This is a genomic window from Variovorax sp. RA8, from assembly GCF_901827175.1.
Taxonomy (GTDB): Bacteria; Pseudomonadota; Gammaproteobacteria; order Burkholderiales; family Burkholderiaceae_C; genus Variovorax.
This window is the reverse complement of record NZ_LR594662.1, coordinates 3559486-3583726: the sequence shown is the minus strand read 5'-3', so window position 1 is coordinate 3583726 and position 24241 is coordinate 3559486. Positions and strand designations below refer to the sequence as shown.

Genomic DNA, 24241 nt, shown 5'->3' with positions numbered 1-24241 from the left:
GGAGGCAGAGGGGGAGAAGAAGGGGCCGCTGGGCGGCGTCGTCGAGCCGTTGAGCCCGGGACTCTGGCGCCATCTGACGACGGCGGCGAGCTTTTGTCAGAAAGTCAGATGTCTCGGAGCAACTGCCGGAACTCGTCCACGTCCTCGAAGCTGCGATACACGGAGGCAAAGCGCACGTACGCCACCTTGTCCATGCGCTTGAGCTCGCGCATCACAAGTTCGCCGACCTTGGTGGATTCGATCTCGCGCATTCCGCTGGACAGCAGCTTCTGCTCGATGCGCAAGAGCGCATGGTCGATCTGCTCGATGCTCACCGGCCGCTTGCGCAGCGCCAGCATCATCGAGGCGCGGACCTTCTTGGCGTCGAAGTCGGCGCGGCTGCCGTCCTTCTTGACCACCACCGGGAAGTTGACGTCCGGGCGCTCGTAGGTGGTAAAGCGCTTTTCGCAGGTGCCGCACTGACGGCGGCGCCGCACGAAGTCGGCATCCTCCGACACGCGGGTCTCGACGACCTGCGTTTCGAGATGACCGCAGAAAGGGCACTTCATGCGGACGCCATGCGCTTGATCAGCGGTAGACCGGGAAGCGGCTGGTCAGCGCATGCACCTTGGCGCGGACCGCCTCGATGGTGGCGGCGTCGCGCGGGTTGTCCAGCACGTCGGCGATCAGGTTCGCGGTGAGGCGCGCCTCCTCGTCCTTGAAGCCGCGCGTCGTCATCGCGGGCGTGCCGATGCGCACGCCGCTGGTCACCATCGGCTTCTCGGGATCATTGGGGATGGCGTTCTTGTTGATCGTCATGTGGGCACTGCCCAGCACGCTCTCGGCCTCCTTGCCGGTGATGCCCTTGGCGCGCAGGTCGACCAGCATCACGTGGCTTTCCGTGCGTCCGCTGACGATGCGCAGGCCGCGCGCGCTCAACGTCTCGGCCACGATCTGCGCGTTCTTCACGACCTGCTGCTGGTAGACCTTGAATTCCGGCGACAACGCTTCCTTGAAGGCCACGGCCTTGGCCGCGATGACGTGCATCAGCGGACCGCCCTGCAGGCCTGGGAAGATCGCGCTGTTGATGGCCTTCTCGTGCTGCGACTTCATCAGGATGATGCCGCCGCGCGGGCCGCGCAGGCTCTTGTGGGTGGTGGAGGTCACCACGTCCGCGTGCGGCACGGGGTTGGGATACACGCCAGCCGCGACCAGGCCCGCGTAGTGGGCGATGTCGACCATGAAAATGGCGCCGACGTCCTTCGCCACCTTGGCGAAGCGCTCGAAATCGATGCGCAGCGAATAGGCCGAGGCGCCCGCGATGATCAGCTTGGGCATGGCGTCGTGCGCCTTGCGCTCCATCACGTCGTAGTCGATTTCTTCCTTGTCGTCGAGGCCGTAGCTCACGACGTTGAACCACTTGCCGCTCATGTTGAGCGGCATGCCATGGGTCAGGTGGCCGCCTTCGGCCAGGCTCATGCCCATGATGGTGTCGCCAGGCTTGAGGAAGGCGAGCATCACGGCCTCGTTGGCCGAGGCGCCGCAGTGGGCCTGCACGTTGGCTGCGTCGGCGCCGAAGAGCTGCTTGACGCGGTCGATGGCCAGTTGCTCGGCCACGTCGACGTGCTCGCAGCCGCCGTAGTAACGCTTGCCGGGGTAGCCCTCGGCGTATTTGTTGGTGAGCTGCGAGCCTTGCGCAGCCATGACGGCCGGGGAGGCGTAGTTCTCGCTCGCGATCAGCTCGATGTGCTGTTCCTGGCGGGTGTTCTCGGCCTGGATGGCGGCCCAGATTTCGGGATCGGTCTGTTCGACCAGGATCTGGCGGTTGTACATGGCAGTCCTTTAAGACGGATGGTCCTTGTTCTTCAACCAAACAAGGGCTGCCCAGGCGAACGGCGGAACGCCTGCTGTGCGCCGCAGGCGGCACGCTTCCCAGTGGTCATCCACGTCAGCGCATGGCACCTGAATAGGTGCGGCGCCTATCGCCAGTCGCGTGCCGTGCGAGTGTAGCCGACGGGTTCGGGCGCCGCTGTAAAAAGGCCTAAAGATCGGAGACCAGCGCCACCTTCTGCTGGCTGTCGCCTTCCGGCTTGGCCGGCGCGACCACCGGCAGGGGCTGCGCCCGCATGCCGGGCGGCGTGGGTGCGGTGGAGGGCGCACGGCCGGCGATCACCAGCTGCAGCCGCGCATGCTCGGCCAACACCTTGCCCGCATAGCCGCCGTCGTCCGGCAGGTTGGCTGCACCCACGTAGTACTTGAGGCCGCCTTCGAGCGAACCCGCCCGCGCGATGCATTCCTGCAGGACCTTGACGCCGACACGCATGTTGGTCACGGGGTCGAAGGCAGTCAGGGTACCGCCGGCGCTTTCATACTTCTCGCCGTGCACCCGGGTCATCACCTGCATCAGGCCCTGGGCACCGACATGGCTCTGGGCGAAGGGATTGAAGCTGGACTCGACGGCCATGATCGCCAGGATCAACGTGGGATCGAGCTTGGTGCGCTTGCCGATCTCGAAGGCTTCCGACACCAGCACGCTCAACGGTTCGACCGCCACGCGGTACTTCTTACTCAGCCAGTAGGCGACCGCGGCTTGCGGCTTCGGCAGCTCGTGCGGGCTGGCCGCCGTCGTGCGGTCGATGGCCGTCGGCTCCAGGTCGGAGACCTCGGGCGGCGGCTTGCGCGACTGGAGCCAGCCCATCAGCTGCTCTTCGCCCGACTGGCGCAGATCCGGACGCGCGGCCAGCGCCAGCACGCCGAACACGATGGCCAAGCCGAGCAGGGCAAAGCCGTTGTGGGTCACTTCGAAAAAGCCTTCGGCCACATCGGACATGAAAGTCCGCAGCCCGCGGGCTGTGGCACCAAACGCCTGTTTCATCGCTCTTCCTCCTTTGTGCGGCACCTGGGTCGCAAAGCCTGGGAGGCGATGGTCAAGGCGACGGCGCTTGTGGATTGGTACGAGTCAGGTGCCGCGCATGATGAGGGGAGAGGGCGCGGTTGCCTGATTAAGCCAAAAGAATTCGGCAGCAGGTATAGGGCAGTCCCGGCCGGGAAATGGGCGGCTGGGGCAGCGCGGATTTTAAAAGGCGCTTAATACCCGGTCAAGAATAAGGAAGTCGCACTTTATGCTATTGGGAGCTTAGGAAGGCGAGCGAAATTGTCTGCCGTGTAGCCATTGAAAAGGTTATTTGCATTCTCGCGACAGCGGGCTTACGCTGTGGTGGCCTGAAGTTCAGGCGTTTAACCGAAGTCCGGTAGCCGGGAGAGAAGACTCTCGAACGGTTCAGTGGCTGAGGCCCCATGGTGGCAATCTCTTGCCGCCAGCAGACCGGAACAATCCAACTTCCGGTCGAGCGAAAAGATGGCATGGGCGTGGCGCCCGCCATCGAGCCCGGAGGCCAGACGTTATGTCCGGCGTCCGGGCTTTCTTGTTTCTGGGAAGCTCCATCGGTTTGGGGCACACTCGCCGTCCGATGAATGCTGCTTCGCTGAAACAAAACAAGTGGGTGCGGCGAGCGGTGCTGGCCCTGCTGGTGCTGTTCGTATTCTGGCTCGTCGCCTGGCTGGCCGTGCCGCCGATTGCCAAGAGCCAGATCCAGAAGATCGCCAGCGAAAAGCTGGGGCGCCAGGTGACTGTCGGCAAGATCGACTTCAAGCCTTGGACCCTCGAGCTCGCGCTCGACGACCTGCGAATCGCGACAGCCGACGGCAGCCGGTCGCAACTCGCAGTGGGTCGCATCTATGCCGATGCCGAACTGCAGTCGATCCTGCGGCTGGCCCCGGTGATCGACGCCGTCACCATCGACGCTCCCGCCGTCCTGCTGACGCACCAGGCCGATGGCAAGTACGACATCGACGACATCCTCGCCAAGCTGGCCAGCGCCCCGGAGGCGCCAAAAAGCGAGCCGCCACGCTTCGCGGTCTACAACATCGCCATCACCAACGGGTCGGTCGACTTCGACGACCAGACGATCAAGCGCAAGCATGAGCTGCGCAACTTCGTGCTCAAGGTGCCGCTCCTGAGCAACCTGCCTTCGCAGCGCGAGATCAAGACCGAGCCCAAGCTGGCCTTCGTGCTCAACGGCAGCGCGTTCGATTCGGCCGCCTTGAGCACGCCCTTCGCCGATGACCGCAAGACCGACGCGCAGATCAATTTCAAGGACCTGGACCTGGCGCCGTACCTCGGGTATATCCCCGGCGGCTTGCCGGTCGCCCTGCAGGCAGGCAAGCTGGACGCGGACCTGAAGATCGATTTCGCGCAGACGACCACGACCGGCCTGAAGATCACCGGGACCGTGGCGGCGCACAGCATCCGGCTGGCGGACGCGAAAGCGCGCGACCTGCTTCGCTTCGATACCCTCAAACTGGCGCTGGCCGATGTGCGGCCGCTGGAGCGGGTGGTGCACCTGAGCGAGGTGGCGCTGGCCGCGCCGCAGCTGGTGGTGGCCCGCGATGCGGCCGGCCGGCTCAACCTGCTGCCTGCCGGCCAGCCCGCCGGGACGGCCGAGAAGGCGCCGTCGCCCGGCGGTCCGCCGAACGGCGAGGCCGGCGCCAAGCCCGCAGCGGCGGGGCCGGGCTGGCGCGTGCAAGTCGACAAGCTGGCGCTGTCCGGCGGCGAGATCGGGTGGCGGGACCAGAGCGTCCAGCCGGCGGCGGCGATCGACATGAAGCAGCTCCAGGTCGATGCCAGCGCCATTGTCTGGCCGATGGAGAAGCCGGCCGTCTTCAACGGCTCCACCGCCGTGGGCGGTGCCGCGCTCAAGTTCGGCGGCGAGGCGACCGACAAGGTCGCGAAGGTGCAGGCCGAGGTCGAGGCCTTGCCGCTGTCGCTGGCTGCGCCGTACCTGGCGCAGAGCCTGGAGCCCACGCTCGACGGCAAGCTGAGCGGCAAGATCGATGTCGCCTGGAACCAGCCTGAGCTCAAGTTCAAGGCAGGCCGCGTTGCCCTCGACGGGCTGGCGTTGACACAGGCCAAGACCGCGCTGGCCAGCGTGGGACGTTTCGAGCTGGTCGATGCCGAAGTCGACATGACGAAGCACACGCTGAACATCGCCTCGTTCAGCGCCAGCAGCCCCAAGGTCTTGGTCGAGCGCGACAAAGAGAAGCGCTGGATGTTCGAGCGCTGGCTCAAGGCCCCGCCCGGCGGCAGCCAGACCGCCGGCACGGAAGCCAAGGTCGCCGCGCCCAAGGATCCGAAGGCAGCCGGTGCCGACGCCAAGCCGTGGGAGCTGTCCATCGGCACCGTGGCGGTCGACAACGGCGTGCTGTCCTATTCGGACAAGGCCGACGCGACGCCGGTCGCCTTCGAGATCAGCGCCCTGAAGCTCAACGCGCAGAAGATAGCGCCCAACTCCGCCGCCGCCTCGCCGCTGCAGCTGTCCGGGCGCATCGCCGCCGGCCGCGCGGAGCCCGGGCGCTTCGAATACAAGGGCACGGTGGTTCTGAAGCCGCTGGCGGCCGAGGGCCGGCTGGAAGTGGCCTCCATCCCGGCGCATGCTTTCAAGGCGTACTACGCGGACGCGCTCAATATCGACATCCGCCGCGCCTTTGCCAGCTACCGCGGCACGGTCAAATACACCGCCGCGCCTGCCGGCATGAGCGTGAAGCTGGCCGGCGACACGACGCTGGACGACTTTCGCGCCAACAGCGCGACGCTGACGCAGTCGGCCGGCCTGGCCAATCGCAGCAACCAGTTGCTGAGCTGGAAGACCCTGAGCCTGCGGGGACTGCAGGTCAACCTGGTGCCCAAGGCGCCGCTGGCGGTGGACGTGCGCGAAACCGCGCTGACCGACTTCTTCGCCCGTGTGATCATCGATCCGAACGGCCGCCTCAACCTGCAGGACCTGACCAGGAAGCCCGGGCAGCCATTGCCGGCCGGCGAGGCCAGCACGCGGCGCAGCCTCGGCGGCACCACCACGACCACGATCGCCAGGACGCCGGCCGCGCCCGCCCGCGGCGCCCCGGCGTCCGCGGAGGCGATGGTCGGGGGTGAGCCCACGCCGCTCCCTGCCGCGGCTCCCGCCACGACGTCGAGGGCACCGGAGGCAGAGAGTACTGGTCCCGCGCCGGTCATCAATTTCGGGCCGATCAACCTGGTCAACGGGCGCATCGACTTCAGCGACCTATTCGTCAAGCCCAACTATTCGGCCGACCTCAGCGAGCTGACCGGCAAGCTCAGCGCCTTTTCGTCCAAGCCGCAGGGCGACAAGCCGGCGCTGGCAGACCTCGAGCTGCGCGGCAAGGCCCAGCAGACGGCTTCGCTGGAGATCACCGGCAAGCTCAACCCGCTGGCCAAGCCGCTGGAGCTCGACGTCACGGCGAAGATGCGCGAGCTCGATCTGCCGCCGCTGTCGCCCTATTCGGTGCGTTACGCCGGCCACGGCATCGAGCGCGGCAAGCTCAGCATGGAGGTGAACTACAAGATCACGCCGGAGGGCCAGCTCACCGCCACCAACAAGCTGGTGCTGAACCAGCTGCAGTTCGGCGACGAGGTGCAGGGTGCGCCCAACAGCCTGCCGGTGCGGCTCGCGGTTGCCCTGCTGGCCGACCGCAACGGCGTGATCGACATCGACTTCCCGATCAGCGGGTCGCTCAACGATCCGCAGTTCAGCCTCGGGCCCCTCATCCTGAAGGCGATCGTCAACCTGATCGTCAAGGCCGCGACCGCGCCCTTCGCGCTGCTGACGGGCGGCCTCGGTGGGGGCGGCGGGGATTCGAGCACCATTGCCTTCGCGCCCGGCAGCGCGGCGCTCTCGGCCGAGGCGAAGCAGAGCCTGGACAAGGTCGCCAAGGCGCTCATCGACCGGCCTGCGCTGCGCATGACGGTGGTGGGCACCGCCAGTCTCGAGCAGGAGCGCGAGGCGTATCAGCGCCAGCGTCTGCGCCAGCTCGCCCAGGCCGAGAAGCGCCGAGCGGCAGTGCGTGGCAACCAGAATGCGGCCGATGTGGCGCCGGTCACCGACGCGGAGTACCCCGAGCTGCTGGCCTCCGTGTACAAGCGCGCAGACCTCAAGACCAAGCCCCGCAACATGATCGGCCTGGCCAAGGACGTCCCGACCCAGGAGATGGAAGACCTGCTGATGGCCAGTATCCCGGTCGACGAGGAGTCGATACGCCAACTCGCCGTCGAGCGCGGCGCCGCGGTGCGCGACTACCTGCTGGCCCAGAAGCTGCCGAGCGAGCGGCTGTTTCTCGGCGCGGTGCGCACCCGGGCCGGCGATGCCAACTGGAAACCCGGTGCGGAACTGAATCTCGCCACCCGCTGACCCCACGCGCCGCAAGTCGGCGAAAATGGCGGAATGCGCCGGCAAATGCCGGCGCCTTCGCTTTTCCTCTACAGATCAGGTTTTATTCGCGCAGTGACTTCAACATCGACCAAGCCCCACGACCTCCAGTCCCTCGACACGATGACGGGCGGCGCCTTTACTGCACCGACCTCGGGGGAGCGTGCGCAGCGCATCCGCGACTGGCTGGCTGGCAATCCGGCGCCCGAGCAGATGCAGGAGGTGTTCAAGGAACTGAGCGGCCGCGACAAGGGCGCCGCGCGCCTCCTGCGCGAGAAGCTCGACGAGCTCAAGCGTGCCCGCGGCCAGGAAGCCATCGCCGCCGAATGGGCCCAGAAGGCGGAAGCGCTGCTGGCCCAGGCCAAGCTCAACATCGCCGATGCGCTGGCCTGGCAGCGCGATGCCGCCAAGGCCGGCGCCCCCTTGTCGCGCGAGCCGCTGGCGAGTTTCAAGGCCCGTCTCGCCGAGCGTGTGAAGGGCATCGAGGACCTGCAGCACCGTGCCCAGGTGCACCGCGAAGCGGCCGTGCTGCTGGCGCAGCGCTTCGAGGTGCTGTCGACCAAGGGCTGGCGCGATGCCCAGGCTGCCGAAGAATCCCTGCGCGCCGATGTGGCGCATTGGCAGCAGCAGGCCGACGAGATCGCGGCCGACTCCAACTGGAACAGCCTGGATGCCAAGTTCGCGCCGCAGCTGGAATCGTCCAGGGCACAACTGCTGGTGGTATCCGATGCGTTCCACCAGGCGCTCGCGCAGACCGTGGCCGCCGCCGAGGATGCGGCAGCGCCCCTGCCGCCCGTGCCGGTGTGGGCCGACGAGCTGCGCGTCGCGCGCGGCGGTGCGCCCGAGGCAGCGCCCGCCGTCCAGAAGCCGCCGGCGCCGAAGGTCGATCCCGAGAAGCGGGCCGCGGCCCAGGCGGCCGTGGAGGCTGCGCTCGCCAAGCTCGAGCAGGAAACCGCCGAAGGCCACGGCAAGGCCAGCGCCGGCGCTGCGGCAGCGCTGCGCGCGGTGCTCAAGGAGCACGGCAAGATGGTCGACGCGGCCCTGGAAGCCCGCGTGCATGCGGCCCTGGTGGCCGCCGGCGAGCTCGAAGGCTGGCAGCGCTGGAGCGCCGACAAGGTGCGCGAGGAGCTGGTGGCCAAGGCCGAGGCACTGCTCAAGCGCCCCGAGGGCCAGGCCCTGGGCGGCCGCAAGATGCAGGAGACGCTGCGCAGCCTGCGCGAGCAATGGAAGCAGGCCGACCAGGGCGGCGTGCCGAACCATGCGCTGTGGAAGCGCTTCGACGAGGCCTGCAACGAAGCCCACAAGGTCGTCGAGGCCTGGCTCGAGAAGGTGCGCGCCGATGCGGCCGAGCACCGTGCTCAGCGCCTGGCGCTGATCGAGGAGGTGAAGGCCTGGGCCGAGGCGCAGGCCGGCAACACCGACCTCAAGTCCTGGAACCGCGCGCTGCACCAGTTCGCCGATCGCTGGCGCGACGCAGGCCATGTGGGCGAGAAGGTATTCGCCGAGCTCCAGCCTCAGTGGAACGAGGCCTTCGGTGCCGCGCGTGGGCCTTTCGAGGCCGCGCAGAAGGCCAGCATCGAGCGTCGCCAGGGCATGATCGCCGAGGCCGCCGAGCTCGGCGCCGCGCCGATGCTACGCATCGATGCCGTCAAGGCCCTGCAGCAGCGCTGGCAGGCCGAGGCGCAGACCGTGCCGCTGGACCGCCGGCAGGAACAGAAGCTCTGGGACGCCTTCCGCGCCCCGATCGACGAGGCCTTCAACCGCAAGAGCGCCGAGCGCGAGAAGGCGGCGGCCGCGTTGAGCGAGCACGACCGCTACGTGCTCGACGCCTCGAAGGCATTGGAAGCCGCGAACGCCACGGGGGATGCCCAGAAGATCCGTGCTGCCGTGGCCCAGCTCGAAGCCGCCTTGCGCGGCGAGGCACCGCCCGCGCCCAAGCCCGCGGCCGCCGACAAGCCCGCGGCTGCGGACGGCCCGTCCGTGGGCGCGACCGAGGTGGTGGCGCCGGGCCAGGCGGCGGCCGAGTTCGGCGAAAGTGCCGAGCAGGCGCCCGCCTCGGGCGATGCCGAGGCTTCGCCCCCGTCGGCCGCCGACGAAGTCGCGGCGCCGACGCCCGACCTGGTGGCGCCGGCCGACGGCGCCGATGTGTCGGCCCGTGCCGACGCCGGCGAGGCCGAGGCCGAGGCAGGGGCCGCGCCGGCGCTCGCGGCGCCGCCCAAGCCGGCGCCCAAGCCCGTGATCGCGGTGCGCGGTGACGACCGGCCCGGCAACAGGAAGGCCGAAGCCCTGCCTGCGGGACGCGGAGGCAACAGCCGCTTCGGCGGCGATCGCCGCGATGGCCGTGGCGGCCCACCCGGCCGCGCCAACGAGCGACCGTCGCGCCCCGGCGACCGCGGCCCGGGCGCCGGCCGCTTCGGCGACCGTCCGCCGCGCGAGGAGCGTGGCCCGCGCCTCGGCGATGCCGCCTTCCGTGCTCAGCGCGAGGCGCTGGAGCGTGCCGATCAGGCCTTGCGCAAGCTTGCCGCCCAGGCACACGGCGAGGCACTGACCCAGGTGCTGGGGGCGTGGGAGCAGCGCGATGCCTCGAAGCTGCCCAGCGTGCAGGAACTGGGCCGTGTCGTCACGCCTGCGGTGCGCGGGCAGTGGACCCAGGCCCTGGCCTCCAGCCCCTCGGCCAAGCCCGATGCCGCCGCCGAGGCCCTGCTGCGGCTGGAGATGGCGGCAGAGGTGCCGACGCCGGCCGATCAGCTCGAGGCGCGTCGCGCCCTGCAGCTGAAGCTGTTGACGCGGCGCGGCGATCCCGCGCCGGCGCAGACCTGGGGGCAGGATGCCGGCACGGTGCTCGCCGCCGCGCACGACGCGGCCTCGGCGCGCCGCCTGCAGAACGCGCTCAAGGCGCTGCTGCGCAAGTGAGGGCAGGGCGCCTGCGCCTGGTGGTCACGCCGCCGAGGCCGGGCGCCTGAAGAACTCGTCGAACAGCGCGACCAGGCCGGCGAATTCGGACGCCAGCTTCGCGCGGTTCACGAAATAGGCCTCGCAGGCCACGGCAAAGAACTCGCCTGGCGACGTGGCGCCGTAGGCATCGAGCCACGGCGCCTGGCCGCCGAAGCGCTCGGCGACGATGGTCCTCTCACGGAAGTCGTCGTAGGCCGGCTGCAGCACCGCGAACCAGGCGAGTCGCGCATCGCGCGCTGTCGACGTGCCTGCGAAGCCGGCCGGCAGCTGCGGGCAGCCGTCGGCCTCGCCGCTCTTCATGTCGATCTTGTGGGCGAATTCGTGGATCACGACGTTGTAGCCCGCGTCCTGCGTGACGCTGCCTGCCAGCACGTCCTGCCAGCTCAGCATCACCGGGCCCCGGTCCATCGCCTCGCCGGCCAGGATCTCGTCGTACTCGTGGACGACACCGGTCTCGTCGACGGTCTTGCGCCGCGCCACCGCCTCGGAAGGGTGGATCACGATGCCGACGAAATCGTCGTACCAGCGCAGGCCACCGGGCAGGTGCAGCACCGGCAGCACAGCCTGCGCCGCCACGGCGAGCGCGACCTCGTCGGTGATGGCGAAGCCATGGGCGCCATGGAATTCCTTGTCGCGCAGGAACTCCGCCGCCAGGCGGCGCAGGCGCTCCACATCGCGTCCGGCGCGGTCGGCCAGAAAGGGGTAGCGCAGCAGCGTGGCCTGCCAGGCTGCATCGGGAATAGGAGGCGGGGTCCGCAGCCCACGCAGCCAATCGAACATCAGCGCAGGTCGACGCGTTGCGGGCCCGCGCTCGACAGGCACAGCAGCTGCGCGCGCGCCGGGTGCGCCTTCAGGTCCCAGTCGCTCAGCACGATGCGCTTGAGGCCGTCGCCGAGCGCGTGGGTCGCCGGCCGATGGGTATGCCCGTGGATCAGCGTCGTCGCGCCGGCCTGCCGCAGCCAGGCGCGCGCGGCGTCGGCATCGACATCGGCCCAGACCATGCCGGGGCTGCGCTTGCGATCTTCGCTTTGCGCGCGCATCGAGCGCGCGAGGGCGCGGCGCTGCGCCAGCGGGCGCGCGAGGAAGGTGCCTTGCCAGGCCGGGGCGCGCACTTCGGCGCGGAAGCGCAGGTACTCGGTGTCTTCAAGGCAGAGAAGATCGCCGTGGCTCAGCAGCCAGCGCCTGCCATGCAGGGCCAGCACCGTCGGGTCGTCGAGCAACTGCATGCCGCATTGCGCCGCGAAGGCGGGGCCGAGCAGGAAGTCGCGGTTGCCGTGCATGAAGAACAGCGGCCGGCGCGCGCCGGCTTCGCGCAGCACCTCCGCGCATTGCGCCTCGAAGCCGGGCTCGGCGGCCGCGTCGTCGCCGACCCAGACCTCGAACAGATCGCCGAGGATGAAGATCGCGTCCGCCGGCGTGGTCTGCAGGTAGCCGTGCCACGCCTCGAAGGTCGCCGGGTCCGAGGACTGCAGGTGGAGGTCGGAAATCAGGTCGACCGTGCGCCACGCCGCAGGAGCCACGAGCTCGGCGAAAGCGGTCATCTTCAGCCTTTGACGACAGCTTTCTCGATGACCACGTCTTCCAGCGGCACGTCGTCGTGGAAGCCCTTGCGGCCGGTCTTCACCGCCTTGATCTTGTCGACCACTTCCTTGCCGCCGACCACCTTGCCGAACACTGCATAGCCCCAGCCTTGTGCGGAAGGCGCGGTGTGGTTGAGGAAACCGTTGTCGGCTACGTTGATGAAGAACTGCGCCGTGGCCGAGTGCGGAGCGTTGGTGCGGGCCATCGCCACCGTGTAGTTGTCGTTCTTCAGGCCGTTGTCGGCCTCGTTCTGGATCTCGGCGCCCGTCGGCTTCTGCGACATGCCCGGCTCGAAGCCGCCGCCTTGCACCATGAAGCCCGGGATGACGCGGTGGAACACCGTGTTGTCATAGTGGCCCTTGGTCACGTAGGCGAGGAAATTCTCGACCGTCTTGGGCGCCTTGTCCTGGTCCAGTTCGAGCGTGATGACGCCTTGGTCCTTGATGTGCAGTTCGACTTGGGGGTTGCTCATGAGGGCTCCTTGTTGATTGGCTTACTTCGCCACGGTGGCGGATTCAATGGTGACGCTTTCGAGCGGCACGTCCTGCATGCCGCCCTTGTTGCCCGTGCGCACGGCGCGGATTTTGTCGACCACCTCGGTGCCCGCGACCACCTTGCCGAAAACGGTGTAGCCGTGGCCGTCGGGATTGGGGGCGTTGAGCATCGCGTTGTCCTTCACGTTGATGAAGAACTGCGAGGTCGCCGAATTGGGGTTGGAGGTGCGCGCCATCGCGATCGTGTACTTGTCGTTCTTCAGGCCGTTGCTTGCCTCCAGCGGGACGGGGGCGCGCGTGGGCTTCTGCTTCAGCTCGGACGTGAAGCCGCCGCCCTGGATCATGAACCCGTCGATCACGCGGTGGAACACCGTGCCGTCGTAGTGCTTGTCCCGCACGTACTGCAGGAAGTTCTCGACCGTTTTGGGCGCCTTGTCGGGCGCGAGCTCGACCACGATGTCGCCGGCCGAAGTGGCGAGCTTGACGCGAGGCGCAGCTTGTTGCGCCCAGCCGGCGCCTGCCAGGCTCAGCGTCGAGACGAGGATCAGTGCCGTGCGACGGGAAAGGATGTGCATGGTGAAGAGTAGGACGGGCTGAAGAAGACGACGAACCCCGGGCAGCGCCGCGGACGGGCAGCGGGCTAGCGGCGCACCGGCTTGCGGGCTTCGGCCGGGGCGGCCGGCAACGAACCGCGGCCCGGCGCGCTGAACAGCTGTCGGATCAGCGCGAGCTTGGGTGCGATGCTGGTGTTGCCCGTCTCGAGCTGCTGCGCGCGGCCATAGGACTGGCCGGCGAGGCGCGCATAGACGTCACCCAGGTTCTCGTGCGCGGTGGCGTAGTTCGGATTGAGCTTGATCGCCATCTCGAGCGCCGCGCGCGCCTTGTCGAACTGGCTCTGGCTGGCGTAGAGCGCGGCCAGGTTGTTGTAGGGCTCGGGAAGTTCGGGGAAGTCCTGGGTGAGTTGCGTGAAGGCCGTGATTGCCTCGGCCTGCTTGCCCTGTTCGGTCAGGATCACGCCGCGCAGGAAGCGCATCTGCGGGTCGCGCGGCTTGCCGGCGATGTAGGCATCGGCCTTGGTCAGCGCCTCGGCAGCCTTGCCCTGGCGCAGCAGGGTGTTGACGTCGAGGTAGTCGTCGGCGTATGCCGCGGCGGCGGCAAAGGCGAGCAGGACAACCGACAGGAAGCGCGGGATGAAGGAGGGGGAGGGGGCAGCGGCGTGCTTCATGAGCCTCGAGAGATGGGGAGGAACGCGGGCCTCGAAAACACCCGGGAAAATAACGGAACCGGCCGTTTATACTGACGCGGGATTGTAGCCGAGGGGCTCCGTTCATCCCCTCGTTGCCATAGCATCCTCACCCCTGAAAAAATCTCTGTCGCTCGCCATGTCGCGCGGGCGAATCCGGCATTCCCCTGTCTCATGAGCCTTCGCATCTACAACACGCTGTCGCGTGAACTGGAGGATTTTTCTCCTCTGCAACCCGGTCGGGTGCGCATGTACGTGTGCGGAATGACGGTGTACGACTACTGCCACCTCGGTCATGCGCGTTCGATGGTGGCCTTCGACGTGGTGCAGCGCTGGCTCAAGGTCTCGGGCTTCGTGGTCGAGTACGTGCGCAACATCACGGACATCGACGACAAGATCATCCGGCGTGCGGTCGAGAACGGCGAGAGCATCCGCACGCTCACCGACCGCATGATCCGGGCGTTGCACGAGGACGCCGACGCCCTGGGTATCGAGCGGCCCACGCACGAGCCGCGCGCCACCGAGTACGTGCCGCAGATGCTGTCGATGATCGCCACGCTGGAGCAGAAGGGCCTGGCTTACCGCTCGAGCAATGGCGACGTCAACTACGCGGTGCGCAAGTTCCCGGGCTACGGCAAGCTCAGCGGAAAGTCGCTGGACGAGCTGCATGCCGGCGAGCGCGTGGCCGTGCTGGACGGCAAGGAGGACCCGCTCGACCCGGTGCTGTGGAAGAGTGCCAAGCCCACGGAGCCCGAGGAGGTCAAGTGGGCCAGCCAGTTCGGCCCTGGCCGGCCCGGCTGGCACATCGAATGCTCGGCGATGGCCTGCCAGTTGCTCGGCGAGACTGTCGACATCCACGGCGGCGGCATGGACCTGCAATTCCCGCACCACGAGAACGAGATCGCGCAGAGCGAGGGCGCGACAGGCAAGCCGCTGGCCCGCACCTGGATGCACAACGGCTTCATCAACATCGACGACGAGAAGATGTCCAAGAGCCTGGGCAACTTCTTCCTCATCCGTGACGTCCTGAAGCAGTTCGATGCCGAGACGATCCGCTTCTTCGTCGTGCGCGCGCACTACCGCAGCCCGCTCAACTACAGCGATGTGCACTTGGACGATGCGCGCGCCTCGCTCAAGCGGCTCTACACGGCGCTGCACCTGGTGGCGCCGGCCGAGGTCGCGATCGACTGGGCCGAGCCGCATGCGGCACGCTTCAAGGCCGCGATGGACGAGGACTTCGGCACGCCCGAGGCCGTGGCCGTGCTTTTCGACCTGGCTGGGGAGGTGAACCGGACGAAGTCGGCGCAGGCCGCCGGCTTGCTGAAGGCGCTGGGCGCCTGCCTCGGTCTGCTGCAGGGCGACCCCGAGGCCTTCCTGCAGGCCGGCAGCGCCCTCGACGATGCCTCGATCCAGGCGTTGATCGCGCGCCGTGCCGAGGCCAAGGCGGCGAAGAACTTCGCCGAGGCCGATCGCATCCGCAGCGAACTGCTGGCGCAGGGCATCGTGCTCAAGGATTCGCCGACCGGCACCACCTGGACCACCGTCAAGTGAGGGCATGAGCACCATAATGCCTGCCGCCAAGAAGTCCCCCATCATCGACATCCACACGCCGCCCTACTGGGAAGAGGCCTGCAAGCACCTGGCCCGGAAGGACCGGGTCATGAAGCGGCTGATCCCGCAGTTCGGCGACGCCTGCCTGGAGTCGCACGGCGACGCCTTCACCACGCTGGCGCGCAGCATCGTGGGCCAGCAGATCTCGGTGAAGGCCGCCCAATCGGTGTGGGACCGCTTCGCCGCACTGCCGCGCAAGATGACACCGGCGAACGTGCTCAAGCTCAAGGTCGACGACATGCGCGCTGCCGGCCTGTCGGTGCGCAAGGTCGAGTACCTGGTCGACCTGGCCCTGAACTTCGATTCCGGCACCGTGCACGTCGATGCCTGGGAAGACATGTCCGACGAGATGATCATCGCGGAGCTGGTCGCTATCCGCGGCATCGGCCGCTGGACTGCCGAGATGTTCCTCATCTTCCACTTGATGCGCCCCAACGTCCTTCCGCTTGACGACGCCGGGCTGATCACGGGCATCAGCCGCAGCTATTTCTCGGGCGATCCGGTCAGCCGCAGCGACGCGCGCGAGGTGGCCGTCGCCTGGGCCCCTTACTGCAGCGTCGCGACTTGGTATATTTGGCGATCGCTCGACCCCCTGCCGGTGGTCGCATACTGACAAGAGGAGAAGACGTTGGCGAAACGAACCTTTCTCGACTTCGAGCAGCCCGTCGCGGAGCTCGAATCCAAGATCGAAGAGCTGCGCTATGTGCAGACCGAATCGGCGGTCGACATCTCGGAAGAGATTGACCAGCTCGGCAAGAAGAGCCTGCAGCTCACCAAGGAAATCTACAGCGACCTGACGCCGTGGCAGATCACCAAGATCGCCCGGCATCCCGAGCGCCCCTACACGCTGGACTACGTCCACGAGATCTTCACCGATTTCGTCGAGCTCCATGGCGACCGCCACTTCGCGGACGACCTCTCCATCGTGGGTGGCCTCGCGCGCTTCAACGGGACCCCCTGCATGGTGCTGGGTCACCAGAAGGGCCGCGACACCAAGGAGCGTACCGCGCGCAACTTCGGCATGAGCAAGCCCGAGGGCTACCGCAAGGCACTGCGGCTCATGAAGACGGCCGAGAAGTTCAAGCTGCCGGTCTTCACCTTCGTCGACACACCGGGCGCCTACCCGGGCATCGATGCCGAGGAGCGCGGCCAGTCCGAAGCCATCGGCCGCAATATCTTCGAGATGGCGCAGCTCGAGGTGCCGGTGATCGTCACCATCATCGGCGAGGGCGGCTCCGGCGGCGCGCTGGCCATCTCGGTCGGCGACCAGGTGCTGATGCTGCAGTACTCGGTCTACTCGGTGATCAGCCCCGAAGGCTGTGCCTCCATTCTCTGGAAGACCAGCGACAAGGCCCAGGAAGCAGCCGACGCGTTGGGCATCACCGCGCACCGGCTCAAGGCGCTGGGCCTGGTCGACAAGATCGTCAACGAGCCGGTCGGCGGTGCGCACCGCGACCACCGGCAGATGGCTGCCTTCCTCAAGCGCGCGCTCAACGATGCCTTCCGCCAGGTCGCCGATCTGCGGCCCAAGGAACTGCTCGAGCGCCGCTACGAGCGCTTGCAGAGCTACGGGCGCTTCGCCGATACCAAGGCCGAGAGCACCAAGTAATCCGCGGCCCACAGAAGGGCTGCCGCATGACCGATGGAGAATCCCGCCGCCCTCGCGCTCGCGTCCTGGGCGGTGCCCCTGCCGCTGGGCATCGCCTACAGCGGAGGTGCCGATTCCACTGCCTTGCTGCATGCGGCCGCCGGCCTCTGGCCGGGCCAGGTGCAGGCACTGCACGTGCATCATGGCCTGCAGGCGGCGGCCGACGATTTCGAAGCACATTGCCTCGCGACCTGCGAGGCCTTGGGCGTGCCCCTGCGCGTGGGCCGCGTCGACGCTCGGCATGCGCCCGGCGAGAGTCCTGAAGATGCGGCGCGGCGCGCGCGCTATGTCACGCTGGCGGCGCTGGCGCGGGCGCACGGGCTGGGCGATGTCGCGCTGGCCCAGCATGCCGACGACCAGGTCGAGACCATGCTCATCGCGCTTGGTCGCGGCGCCGGCCTCGACGGACTGGCCGGCATGCCGCGCCAGATGCAGCGGCATGGCGTGAATTTCCATCGGCCGCTGCTGGAGGTGCAGGCGGTCGCGCTGCGCGAATGGATCGCCCGCACCGGCATCGGCCACGTCGACGACCCCAGCAACGCCGACTTGCGCTACACGCGCAATCGGATTCGGCTGCAGCTGCTGCCGGCGCTCGCTGCGACGCTGCCGCAGTTCCGCGAGACCTTCGCGCGCTCCGCCCGCAACGCCGCCAGGGCCTCGCGGCTGCTGGCCGAGGTCGCCGCTTCGGACTTCGCTGCAGCAGGATCGCCACCCGCCCTGGCCGCCTTGCGTGTCTTGCCGCGCGAGCGGCTTGCCAATGTGCTGCGCCATTGGCTCAAGCGCGAGCACGATGCCGTGCCCAGCGAGGCCCAGCTCGAACAGCTGCTCGACCAGATCGAGGCCTGCAGCACCCGCGGCCACCGCATCCGACTCAAGGTTGCGGACGGTTACGTGCAGCGCGAGGGCGACTTCCTGCGTTGGTACAATGCCCGGCCTCCGTCGCAGCCTGCAGCCTTGCGCTGAAACAGACAACCCGGGCATACGGGCATACGACAAGGCCCCGGACGCCGGCATTGCGGCAGGTATCCGAATCCTTCTCCTTGACTTCACCCATGGCATTGATCGTTCACAAATACGGCGGCACGTCGATGGGCTCGACAGAGCGCATCAGGAATGTTGCCAAGCGCGTCGCCAAGTGGGCGCGCGCCGGCCACCAGATGGTCGTGGTCCCGAGCGCCATGAGCGGCGAGACCAACCGCCTGCTCGGCCTCGCCAAAGAGCTGGCCCCCAGCAAGGTCGACGACGACCACAACCGCGAACTCGACATGCTGGCCGCCACCGGCGAGCAGGCCTCGTCCGCACTGCTGGCGATCGCGCTGCAGGCCGAGGGCGTGCAGGCCGTCAGCTACGCCGGCTGGCAGGTGCAGGTGAGGACCGACAGCGCCTTCACAAAGGCCCGCATCGAGAGCATCGACGACGAGCGCGTGCGCGCCGACCTCGATGCCGGCAAGGTGGTGGTCATCACCGGCTTCCAGGGCGTCGATGACGCCGGCAACATCACGACGCTGGGCCGCGGCGGCAGCGACACCTCGGCCGTCGCGATCGCGGCGGCGATGAAGGCGCACGAGTGCCTCATCTACACCGACGTCGACGGCGTCTACACCACGGACCCGCGCGTCGAGCCGGACGCGCGTCGCCTGACCACGGTGAGCTTCGAGGAAATGCTGGAGATGGCTAGCCTCGGCTCCAAGGTGCTGCAGATCCGCTCGGTCGAGTTCGCCGGCAAGTACCGGGTGCCCCTGCGTGTGCTGTCGAGCTTCACGCCCTGGGACATCGACATCAAGGAAGAGGCCCGCTCGGGCACCCTGATCACATTCGAGGAAGACGAAAACATGGAACAAGCCGTCGTATCCGGCATTGCGTTCAACCGCGACGAAGCCAAGATCTCCGTGATCGGCGTGCCCGACAAGCCGGGCATCGCGTACCACATCCTCGGCGCCGTGGCCGATGCCAACGTCGAGGTCGACGTCATCATCCAGAACCTGAGCAAGGACGGGCGCACCGACTTCAGCTTCACGGTGCATCGCAACGACTACGCCAAGACCGTCGACCTGCTCAAGGAAAAGGTGCTGCCCACGCTGGGTGCGAGCGACATCGTCGGCGACACCAAGATCTGCAAGGTCAGCATCGTCGGCATCGGCATGCGCAGCCACGTGGGCGTGGCCAGCAAGATGTTCCGCGTGTTGAGCGAGGAGGGCATCAACATCCAGATGATCTCCACCAGCGAGATCAAGACCTCGGTCGTGATCGACGAAAAGTACATGGAACTCGCCGTGCGAGCCCTGCACAAGGCCTTCGATCTCGATCAACCGCCCGCTTAAGCTGGCATAATTGCGGCTTCCTGGAAACGTGACCGAGTGGCCGAAGGTGCTCCCCTGCTAAGGGAGTATGGGGTGTAGAGCCTCATCGAGGGTTCGAATCCCTCCGTTTCCGCCAGGACTCCCAAAGCCCCGCCAGACGGGGCTTTTTTGTGCCCGTCCGAATCGCGCGGCGGCATCGCGACCGGGCTGCGCGTGCAAAGTACCCGCGACGACGGAATAGGGCCATACTGGCCTCACGCCGTCCCAAGCGCCCTGACCCGCTTCCGACGCCAGCACCGCGCCTCGGCTGACCCAGAGGCGCCTGCCTTGCGAGACCTCCAATGACCTTTCAGTTCGACGTCCAAGGAGGAGCGATGCCGATGCATCTGCTTCGCATGCTGGGCGTGAGCGCCTTGCCGGTATGCATCACCGGCCTGGCCGACATCGAGAAGGTGGCGAGGCTCCAGTCTGCCGGGATGGTGACGGCGACGCTGCCCAAGTGGCGAGAAAGCTGCCGCGCCGTCTGGGCCACCGTTCATTCGATCACCCCTCGGGGGCACAGGGCGTTGGGACGGTTCAAGGAGGCCGAGGCGGCGAACGCAAGCTCGCTCTAGGAGGCTGCTGCGCGACGAATCGTGTGAGCGGTTCAGACTTCCATCGCGGCCGCAGCGGGCTCGGTCAAGGCCATGAGCACGTCCGCGTACCAGGCGCAGTTGAGGCCGAGCGATTCGTCCTGCACGAGGTCACGCGTGCGCATGTCCATGCGCGTGGAGTGCACCCCCAGCAGTTGCCAGGGTAGTCGCGACCGGTCCGCGTCCGGATCATGGCTGCGCCGCAGCACCGGGGCGCCGCTGCTGCCTCGATGGGTGCGGGCGTCGGTCAGAAAATAGCCCTGCTGCTGGAAGCGCACGCCGAAGGCCGAGGCAATGGATGCGCTTCGCACCACGGGTAGATGGTGCACCGTGTCATGAAAGCCCAGCGGGAAGCCGACGATGACCAGCGCGTCGCCGACCTCGGCAAGGTCGCCGGAGGGCTCGAGGTGCTCGGGCCCGAATGCGTGCAGGATGCTGGAGTCGGGCAAGCTGCCGACGTCGATCTCGATGGCGGCCACATCCACGTCGCCGCCGCTGTCGGCGGCCTGCCGCCATTGGCTCAGGCCCTGGCGATACAGCGGCACCGAGACTGCCGCGTAGCGCGTCAGGTCGAGTTCGTCGGTATGTACCTCGACCTCGATCCGATCGGGGAAGTGGCTGCTCGTTTCATCGGCAAGTACATGCCGGCTGGTGACGAGGAACAGCCGCTCATTGCGGCGAAAGAAAAAACCGCTGGCGCCCGACAGGGAGCACGGCCCCAGGAAGGTGCTGACGCGCGTCGTGGTCAGGAGCGCCGCCTCGGTGTCACTGCGCGGCGCCGGCGGCGCGGTTCCTGCGAGCACGGCGCGCAGGCGCGCAATCTCGCGCTCGAAGGTGGCAAGGACCTGCTCGGAGAGCGCGACAGGCTGCATCACCGTGCGCGCGGCCTCGGCATGCGCTTCGAACGAGCGCACCAGTTGAGCGTGGGAGGCGACCGGCAGTGCCTCCAGGAGCGCGGGGAGGAGGGCATCGATGGCGATGAGGCTTCCCTTGAGTTCGCAGATGCGCTCGCTGGCATCCTGCAGGTTCTTCATCGCGTGCACCTTCCAAAAAGAAACGCGGTCCAGCCGCGTTCTCGAGACAGGAGCTGCCGCGGACCCCGCCAAGGGCTGGGCGACGATCAGGTGCAGCACAAATGATGGAGGGCGGGACCTCCTCCTTGGCGCCATGCCGGTACGACGCAGTGTACGCCGCAGAGCCGCACGGCACGCGCTCGCAGGATCAGGCTTCGCGCTCCTCGATCCAGTGCGTGCCTGCGCCATAGCTTTCGTCGCCGGCCTTCGCGGCTTGCTCGAGTGCCTGGCGGTTCTCCGGCGTGTCGGCGCGCCATTCTCCGCCGCCGTGGTGAGCAGGCACGCCCTCGACGGTGAGTTGCTCATCGTCGGTGGCGATGTCCTGGGACCAACGTAGTCGGATTTCTTTCATGTTGGCGCCATGCTACGTCCGCCGTGAATCCATGCAATGCCTCGCTGTGTGCCGCGGGCCTCGGCAACTCAGTCAGCGGCGGGCCGACCGGCCCACCTCAGCGGCCTGGCCAGCGACCAAATCGCTCGTAGATGGCCGACTTGAGCCGCTTGATCTCCATCAGCGCATCCAGCTTCGGCGCCTCCTTGCCCGAAAGGATCGCCGCGATATGGCCGGTGATGTCCCTGGCGGCCTGCGCCTCGCATGCGCAGCGCGCCAGCTCCTTCTGGCGCTCATGGGACCCCAGTTGGGCAAAGTCCTGCATCAGCGATTCGCTGACTCGCAACGATGCGGCCGCGGCGGCCAGGCTCATCTGAATGGCGGCGCGCACGCGATTGCCGAAATCGTTCTCCTCCTCGATTCGCGATTCCGCCTCCTGCAGCGCGGGCGGCAGGCAACCGATGTCGGTCGGGGCGAAGTACGGAACGGCGGCGGCAAGGTGACTGCGCCCGGCGATGACTTCTTCGATCAGCGCGCGCGCCTTCTCAACTGGCTCAAGGTCCGGTGATTCCATGGCAACTCCTCCACGTCGTCAATGTTGTACCCGATGAAGTGTCGTTGTTGGCAGGGGAGCGCACGCCTGCGCGGCGCCAGAAATGCACCCGCGTTGTTAAATCCTCGACGCTTGCGGTGAGCGAGTCTGGAGCACGAAACCGTCGCGGCGATCGGCATTGATACTTTTCACTTCGGCTTGGATCGGGGCGCATCGCATTTCTCCTGTTCACGGCGTGATGGACCGCGCGCCAAGCATGCCGCTCGCGATGGATTGCGCGGTGTTGATGGAGTCCGTCAGGCCCAGGTGGCCGTGGCCGACCGCCAGCCACAACCCAGGCCGCCCGGCTGCCGGGCCGATGACCGGCACCGAGTCGGGCATGCAGGGCCGATGGCCCATCCACTGGGTGGCCTGCAGGCCGTCGAGCCCTTCGAAGGTTTCCCGTGCGATGCGCTCCAGGATCGCGCCGCGGCGCGGGTCCGGCGGGCGCTCGAGGCCGCCGATCTCCACCGTGCCGCCCACGCGCAGACCCTCTTCCATCGGCGTCACGAAGATCTTGCGGTCGGCCAGCACCACGGTGCGCGAGACCGTGCCGCGCCCGCCCTGGAACTGCACGTGATAGCCGCGCTGGCTCTCCAGCGCCAGGTGCACGCCCAGCGGGTCCAGCAGCCGGCGCGACCAGGCCCCGGCGGCCACCACCACATGGTTGAAGCAGTCCTCGGCGCCATCGGCAGCGCCCGCCGTGGCCAGGCGCCAGCGCCCGCCTTCCAGCGGCGTCATCGCGCGCACCTCCTCTCGCCGCAGCCGGCCGCCGCGCGCGGTGAAGGCACGCACCATCGCCTGCACATACCGGAAGGGATTGACGATGGTGGCGTGGTCTGCCAGGAACATCCCGATGCGGTAGCGCTCGCCCACGTGCGGTTCCAGCGCCAGGATGCCGTCGCGGTCCAGTTGCGTGAACGGGTAGCCGTAGTGCTGGCGCATGCGCCAGCCGGCGGCGTCCTTGGCCAGGGCGCGCGCATCGGGGTACAGGTGCAGGTGGCCGCGGCGCACGAAGAGCTCGGGCACGCCGAGTTCGCGCGCCAGCGCTTCGTGGCGATCGAGGGCGCCCGTGTGCAGCGCCGCCAGCTTGGCAGCCGAGAGAGCGACCCGCGAGGGCTGGGCGGAGGCGACAAAGCGCATCAGCCAGGTCGCCGCCTTCGGCAGGTAGGACAGGGGCAGGTGCAGCGGGCTCTCTTCGTCCAGCAGCATCTGCGGCACCGAGGACAGGATGCCCGGCATGGCCAGCGGCGCCACCGAGCCCGGGCTGATCGCGCCCGAGTTGCCGTAGCTGCAGCCACGACCGGGCTCGTCGCGGTCGAGCAGCGTGACGGCCGCGCCGCGCTTGCGCAGTGCCAGGGCGATGCAGCTGCCGACCACGCCGGCGCCGACCACGGCGACCCGCAATTCAGACGGCGGCATGGGAGCCGGCGCGCCGGCCATTGGCCGAGCGGATCGGCCGCGCAGGCGAGGCGGCTTCCCGTGCGCGAGCAAGGCCGGGCAGGCAGAGGACCGAGAGCGGGGTGATCAGGAGGGGGCGGCGCGGCATGGGGGCTTGGCGGATGAAAGGCGAAAGGCGAAAGGCGAAAGGCGGACTCTATTACGTGCCATATCGTTTATCAATACAGCGTATTGGAATGCAATAATGAGGCTTCCCGATTCCCGAGGCCGCCATGTCCCACGCCAGACCCATCGCAGCCGCCCCCGCGCGCAAAACGCGCAAGGCGAACGTGGGGCACGACAGCCCGCTTTTCATGGCGTCCGTCGCCAAGTCCTTCCAGGTGCTTGAGGCGCTCAATGCGGCAGGGCGCGCGGTCGCGCTGACGGAGCTGGCGGCGCTGGCGCAGCTGGACCGCAGCGCGGTGCAGCGGGTCACGCACACCCTGCACGCGCTGGGCTACCTGCGCCAGCATCCGCTCACGCGGGCCTTCACGCTCTCGGGCCGAATGCTGGCGTTCGGCCACACGGTGCTCGCGACCAACCGGCTGCGCGAGAAGGCGAGCCCGCACCTGGAGGCGCTGAACCGCAAGACCGGCGAGACGGTGAACCTGACGGAGATGGAAGGCCCTGACATCGTCTACGTCGTGCGCTTTCCAAGCCTGCACGCGGTGAGTGTCAACCTGCACGTCGGCTCGCGGCTGCCGGCATACTGCAGCGCGGCCGGCCGCGCGATCCTCTCGAAGCTCGATGAAGCCGAGGCCATGGCGATGCTGGCGGCCATCAAGCGCACACCGATGACCAAGCGCACGGTCACCGACCTGCCGGGCTTGCGCGCCGCGCTGGCAAGAGCGCGCGAGCTGGGCTACGCGTTGAACGACCAGGAAGCCTTCGTGGGGGACATCTCGATCGCGGCGGCCCTGACCAATCGCTCGGGGGAACCGATTGGTGCCGTCAACATCGCGGTGCCTTCACCGCGCTGGGAACTGGAGGAGGTGCTGCGCCGCCTGGTGCCCCAATTGCTGAAGACGGCGCGGGAGATCAACCGGGAACTGGCCGAGCTCTGAGCAGGGTCGCCTGCCGCA

Annotated in this window: 21 protein-coding genes, 1 tRNA gene and 1 riboswitch; of the genes, 10 read left to right on the top strand and 12 right to left on the bottom strand. The window is 67.9% G+C overall.

Features of this window, described 5'->3' with window-relative positions; all coding sequences use genetic code 11:
* Window positions 1-104: 104 nt before the first annotated feature.
* The 3 genes from nrdR to E5P3_RS16745 all read right to left on the bottom strand — a co-directional run bounded on the left by nrdR (window position 105) and on the right by E5P3_RS16745 (window position 2854).
* Window positions 105-548 carry a transcriptional regulator NrdR gene (gene nrdR / locus E5P3_RS16755; protein ID WP_162587003.1) on the bottom strand — a complete coding sequence of 148 codons (444 nt, stop codon included), beginning with the start codon at window positions 546-548 and terminating at the stop codon, window positions 105-107.
* A 19-nt stretch (window positions 549-567) separates the two neighbouring features.
* Window positions 568-1812, bottom strand: coding sequence for a serine hydroxymethyltransferase (glyA, locus tag E5P3_RS16750; protein WP_162587002.1), 1245 nt, complete (start codon window positions 1810-1812; stop codon window positions 568-570).
* A 42-nt stretch (window positions 1813-1854) separates the two neighbouring features.
* A riboswitch (ZMP/ZTP riboswitch) is annotated at window positions 1855-1982 on the bottom strand.
* A 38-nt stretch (window positions 1983-2020) separates the two neighbouring features.
* Window positions 2021-2854: a lytic transglycosylase domain-containing protein gene (locus E5P3_RS16745; RefSeq protein WP_162587001.1), complete on the bottom strand. Its 834-nt coding sequence runs from the start codon at window positions 2852-2854 to the stop codon at window positions 2021-2023.
* 595 nt (window positions 2855-3449) lie between these two features.
* Between E5P3_RS16745 and E5P3_RS16740 the strand changes: the two genes are divergently transcribed.
* Window positions 3450-7241 (top strand): DUF748 domain-containing protein, encoded by a 3792-nt coding sequence (locus E5P3_RS16740; protein ID WP_162587000.1) that lies wholly within the window; start codon window positions 3450-3452, stop codon window positions 7239-7241.
* 93 nt (window positions 7242-7334) lie between these two features.
* Complete coding sequence (locus E5P3_RS16735) at window positions 7335-10172, top strand: DUF349 domain-containing protein (RefSeq protein WP_162586999.1); 2838 nt, start codon at window positions 7335-7337, stop codon at window positions 10170-10172.
* Window positions 10173-10196: 24 nt separating this feature from the next.
* Here E5P3_RS16735 and E5P3_RS16730 read toward each other — a convergent pair whose 3' ends face one another.
* The 5 genes from E5P3_RS16730 to E5P3_RS16710 form a co-directional block, all read right to left on the bottom strand.
* Window positions 10197-10994 (bottom strand): zinc-dependent peptidase, encoded by a 798-nt coding sequence (locus E5P3_RS16730; protein ID WP_162586998.1) that lies wholly within the window; start codon window positions 10992-10994, stop codon window positions 10197-10199.
* Window positions 10994-11755 (bottom strand): UDP-2,3-diacylglucosamine diphosphatase, encoded by a 762-nt coding sequence (locus E5P3_RS16725; protein ID WP_162586997.1) that lies wholly within the window; start codon window positions 11753-11755, stop codon window positions 10994-10996. Before E5P3_RS16725 ends, E5P3_RS16730 begins: the two co-directional genes overlap by 1 nt.
* Window positions 11756-11757: 2 nt before the next feature.
* Window positions 11758-12267 carry a peptidylprolyl isomerase gene (locus E5P3_RS16720; protein ID WP_162586996.1) on the bottom strand — a complete coding sequence of 170 codons (510 nt, stop codon included), beginning with the start codon at window positions 12265-12267 and terminating at the stop codon, window positions 11758-11760.
* 21 nt (window positions 12268-12288) lie between these two features.
* Window positions 12289-12864, bottom strand: a complete 576-nt coding sequence (locus tag E5P3_RS16715) for a peptidylprolyl isomerase (protein ID WP_162586995.1) — start codon at window positions 12862-12864, stop codon at window positions 12289-12291.
* 65 nt (window positions 12865-12929) lie between these two features.
* On the bottom strand, window positions 12930-13514 hold the full coding sequence (locus E5P3_RS16710; RefSeq protein ID WP_162586994.1) for a tetratricopeptide repeat protein: 585 nt from the start codon (window positions 13512-13514) through the stop codon (window positions 12930-12932).
* 192 nt (window positions 13515-13706) lie between these two features.
* Between E5P3_RS16710 and cysS the strand changes: the two genes are divergently transcribed.
* From cysS to E5P3_RS16675, 7 genes are all read left to right on the top strand, one after another.
* Complete coding sequence (gene cysS / locus E5P3_RS16705) at window positions 13707-15083, top strand: cysteine--tRNA ligase (RefSeq protein WP_162586993.1); 1377 nt, start codon at window positions 13707-13709, stop codon at window positions 15081-15083.
* Window positions 15084-15099: 16 nt separating this feature from the next.
* Window positions 15100-15756 carry a DNA-3-methyladenine glycosylase family protein gene (locus E5P3_RS16700; RefSeq protein ID WP_162589717.1) on the top strand — a complete coding sequence of 219 codons (657 nt, stop codon included), beginning with the start codon at window positions 15100-15102 and terminating at the stop codon, window positions 15754-15756.
* A 15-nt stretch (window positions 15757-15771) separates the two neighbouring features.
* Window positions 15772-16752 carry an acetyl-CoA carboxylase carboxyltransferase subunit alpha gene (locus E5P3_RS16695; RefSeq protein ID WP_162586992.1) on the top strand — a complete coding sequence of 327 codons (981 nt, stop codon included), beginning with the start codon at window positions 15772-15774 and terminating at the stop codon, window positions 16750-16752.
* Window positions 16753-16785: 33 nt separating this feature from the next.
* A complete protein-coding gene (gene tilS, locus E5P3_RS16690) occupies window positions 16786-17754 on the top strand; it encodes a tRNA lysidine(34) synthetase TilS (protein ID WP_162586991.1) in 969 nt (322 codons plus the stop codon).
* Between the two features lie 89 nt (window positions 17755-17843).
* Window positions 17844-19112 (top strand): aspartate kinase, encoded by a 1269-nt coding sequence (locus E5P3_RS16685; protein ID WP_162586990.1) that lies wholly within the window; start codon window positions 17844-17846, stop codon window positions 19110-19112.
* Window positions 19113-19134: 22 nt separating this feature from the next.
* Window positions 19135-19227 (top strand) — tRNA-Ser (locus E5P3_RS16680).
* A gap of 238 nt (window positions 19228-19465) precedes the next feature.
* The gene (locus tag E5P3_RS16675) at window positions 19466-19705 is read left to right on the top strand and encodes a hypothetical protein (RefSeq protein WP_232073164.1); all 240 of its coding nucleotides are present in this window, start codon (window positions 19466-19468) and stop codon (window positions 19703-19705) included.
* A 32-nt stretch (window positions 19706-19737) separates the two neighbouring features.
* Here E5P3_RS16675 and E5P3_RS16670 read toward each other — a convergent pair whose 3' ends face one another.
* The 4 genes from E5P3_RS16670 to E5P3_RS16655 all read right to left on the bottom strand — a co-directional run bounded on the left by E5P3_RS16670 (window position 19738) and on the right by E5P3_RS16655 (window position 23141).
* Window positions 19738-20757 (bottom strand): S1 family peptidase, encoded by a 1020-nt coding sequence (locus tag E5P3_RS16670; RefSeq protein ID WP_162586988.1) that lies wholly within the window; start codon window positions 20755-20757, stop codon window positions 19738-19740.
* Between the two features lie 187 nt (window positions 20758-20944).
* Window positions 20945-21148, bottom strand: a complete 204-nt coding sequence (locus E5P3_RS16665) for a hypothetical protein (RefSeq protein ID WP_162586987.1) — start codon at window positions 21146-21148, stop codon at window positions 20945-20947.
* A gap of 97 nt (window positions 21149-21245) precedes the next feature.
* Window positions 21246-21701 (bottom strand): hypothetical protein, encoded by a 456-nt coding sequence (locus E5P3_RS16660; protein WP_162586986.1) that lies wholly within the window; start codon window positions 21699-21701, stop codon window positions 21246-21248.
* Between the two features lie 207 nt (window positions 21702-21908).
* Window positions 21909-23141 carry an NAD(P)/FAD-dependent oxidoreductase gene (locus tag E5P3_RS16655; protein WP_162586985.1) on the bottom strand — a complete coding sequence of 411 codons (1233 nt, stop codon included), beginning with the start codon at window positions 23139-23141 and terminating at the stop codon, window positions 21909-21911.
* Between the two features lie 251 nt (window positions 23142-23392).
* Between E5P3_RS16655 and E5P3_RS16645 the strand changes: the two genes are divergently transcribed.
* A complete protein-coding gene (locus E5P3_RS16645) occupies window positions 23393-24223 on the top strand; it encodes an IclR family transcriptional regulator (RefSeq protein WP_162586983.1) in 831 nt (276 codons plus the stop codon).
* Window positions 24224-24241: the final 18 nt, after the last annotated feature.

Excerpts from the sequence above, each read along its gene's own strand:
- E5P3_RS16720 (WP_162586996.1), bottom strand. The coding sequence starts at position 12,267 with ATGAGCAACCCCCAAGTCGAACTGCACATCAAGGACCAAGGCGTCATC.
- glyA (WP_162587002.1), bottom strand. The coding sequence starts at position 1,812 with ATGTACAACCGCCAGATCCTGGTCGAACAGACCGATCCCGAAATCTGG.
- E5P3_RS16715 (WP_162586995.1), bottom strand. The coding sequence starts at position 12,864 with ATGCACATCCTTTCCCGTCGCACGGCACTGATCCTCGTCTCGACGCTG.
- E5P3_RS16710 (WP_162586994.1), bottom strand. The coding sequence starts at position 13,514 with ATGAAGCACGCCGCTGCCCCCTCCCCCTCCTTCATCCCGCGCTTCCTG.
- E5P3_RS16725 (WP_162586997.1), bottom strand. The coding sequence starts at position 11,755 with ATGACCGCTTTCGCCGAGCTCGTGGCTCCTGCGGCGTGGCGCACGGTC.
- E5P3_RS16730 (WP_162586998.1), bottom strand. The coding sequence starts at position 10,994 with ATGTTCGATTGGCTGCGTGGGCTGCGGACCCCGCCTCCTATTCCCGAT.
- E5P3_RS16645 (WP_162586983.1), top strand. The coding sequence starts at position 23,393 with ATGTCCCACGCCAGACCCATCGCAGCCGCCCCCGCGCGCAAAACGCGC.
- E5P3_RS16745 (WP_162587001.1), bottom strand. The coding sequence starts at position 2,854 with ATGAAACAGGCGTTTGGTGCCACAGCCCGCGGGCTGCGGACTTTCATG.
- E5P3_RS16660 (WP_162586986.1), bottom strand. The coding sequence starts at position 21,701 with ATGGAATCACCGGACCTTGAGCCAGTTGAGAAGGCGCGCGCGCTGATC.
- E5P3_RS16670 (WP_162586988.1), bottom strand. The coding sequence starts at position 20,757 with ATGAAGAACCTGCAGGATGCCAGCGAGCGCATCTGCGAACTCAAGGGA.
- E5P3_RS16685 (WP_162586990.1), top strand. The coding sequence starts at position 17,844 with ATGGCATTGATCGTTCACAAATACGGCGGCACGTCGATGGGCTCGACA.
- E5P3_RS16740 (WP_162587000.1), top strand. The coding sequence starts at position 3,450 with ATGAATGCTGCTTCGCTGAAACAAAACAAGTGGGTGCGGCGAGCGGTG.
- tilS (WP_162586991.1), top strand. The coding sequence starts at position 16,786 with ATGGAGAATCCCGCCGCCCTCGCGCTCGCGTCCTGGGCGGTGCCCCTG.
- cysS (WP_162586993.1), top strand. The coding sequence starts at position 13,707 with ATGAGCCTTCGCATCTACAACACGCTGTCGCGTGAACTGGAGGATTTT.
- nrdR (WP_162587003.1), bottom strand. The coding sequence starts at position 548 with ATGAAGTGCCCTTTCTGCGGTCATCTCGAAACGCAGGTCGTCGAGACC.
- E5P3_RS16700 (WP_162589717.1), top strand. The coding sequence starts at position 15,100 with ATGCCTGCCGCCAAGAAGTCCCCCATCATCGACATCCACACGCCGCCC.
- E5P3_RS16675 (WP_232073164.1), top strand. The coding sequence starts at position 19,466 with ATGCCGATGCATCTGCTTCGCATGCTGGGCGTGAGCGCCTTGCCGGTA.
- E5P3_RS16655 (WP_162586985.1), bottom strand. The coding sequence starts at position 23,141 with ATGCCGCCGTCTGAATTGCGGGTCGCCGTGGTCGGCGCCGGCGTGGTC.
- E5P3_RS16665 (WP_162586987.1), bottom strand. The coding sequence starts at position 21,148 with ATGAAAGAAATCCGACTACGTTGGTCCCAGGACATCGCCACCGACGAT.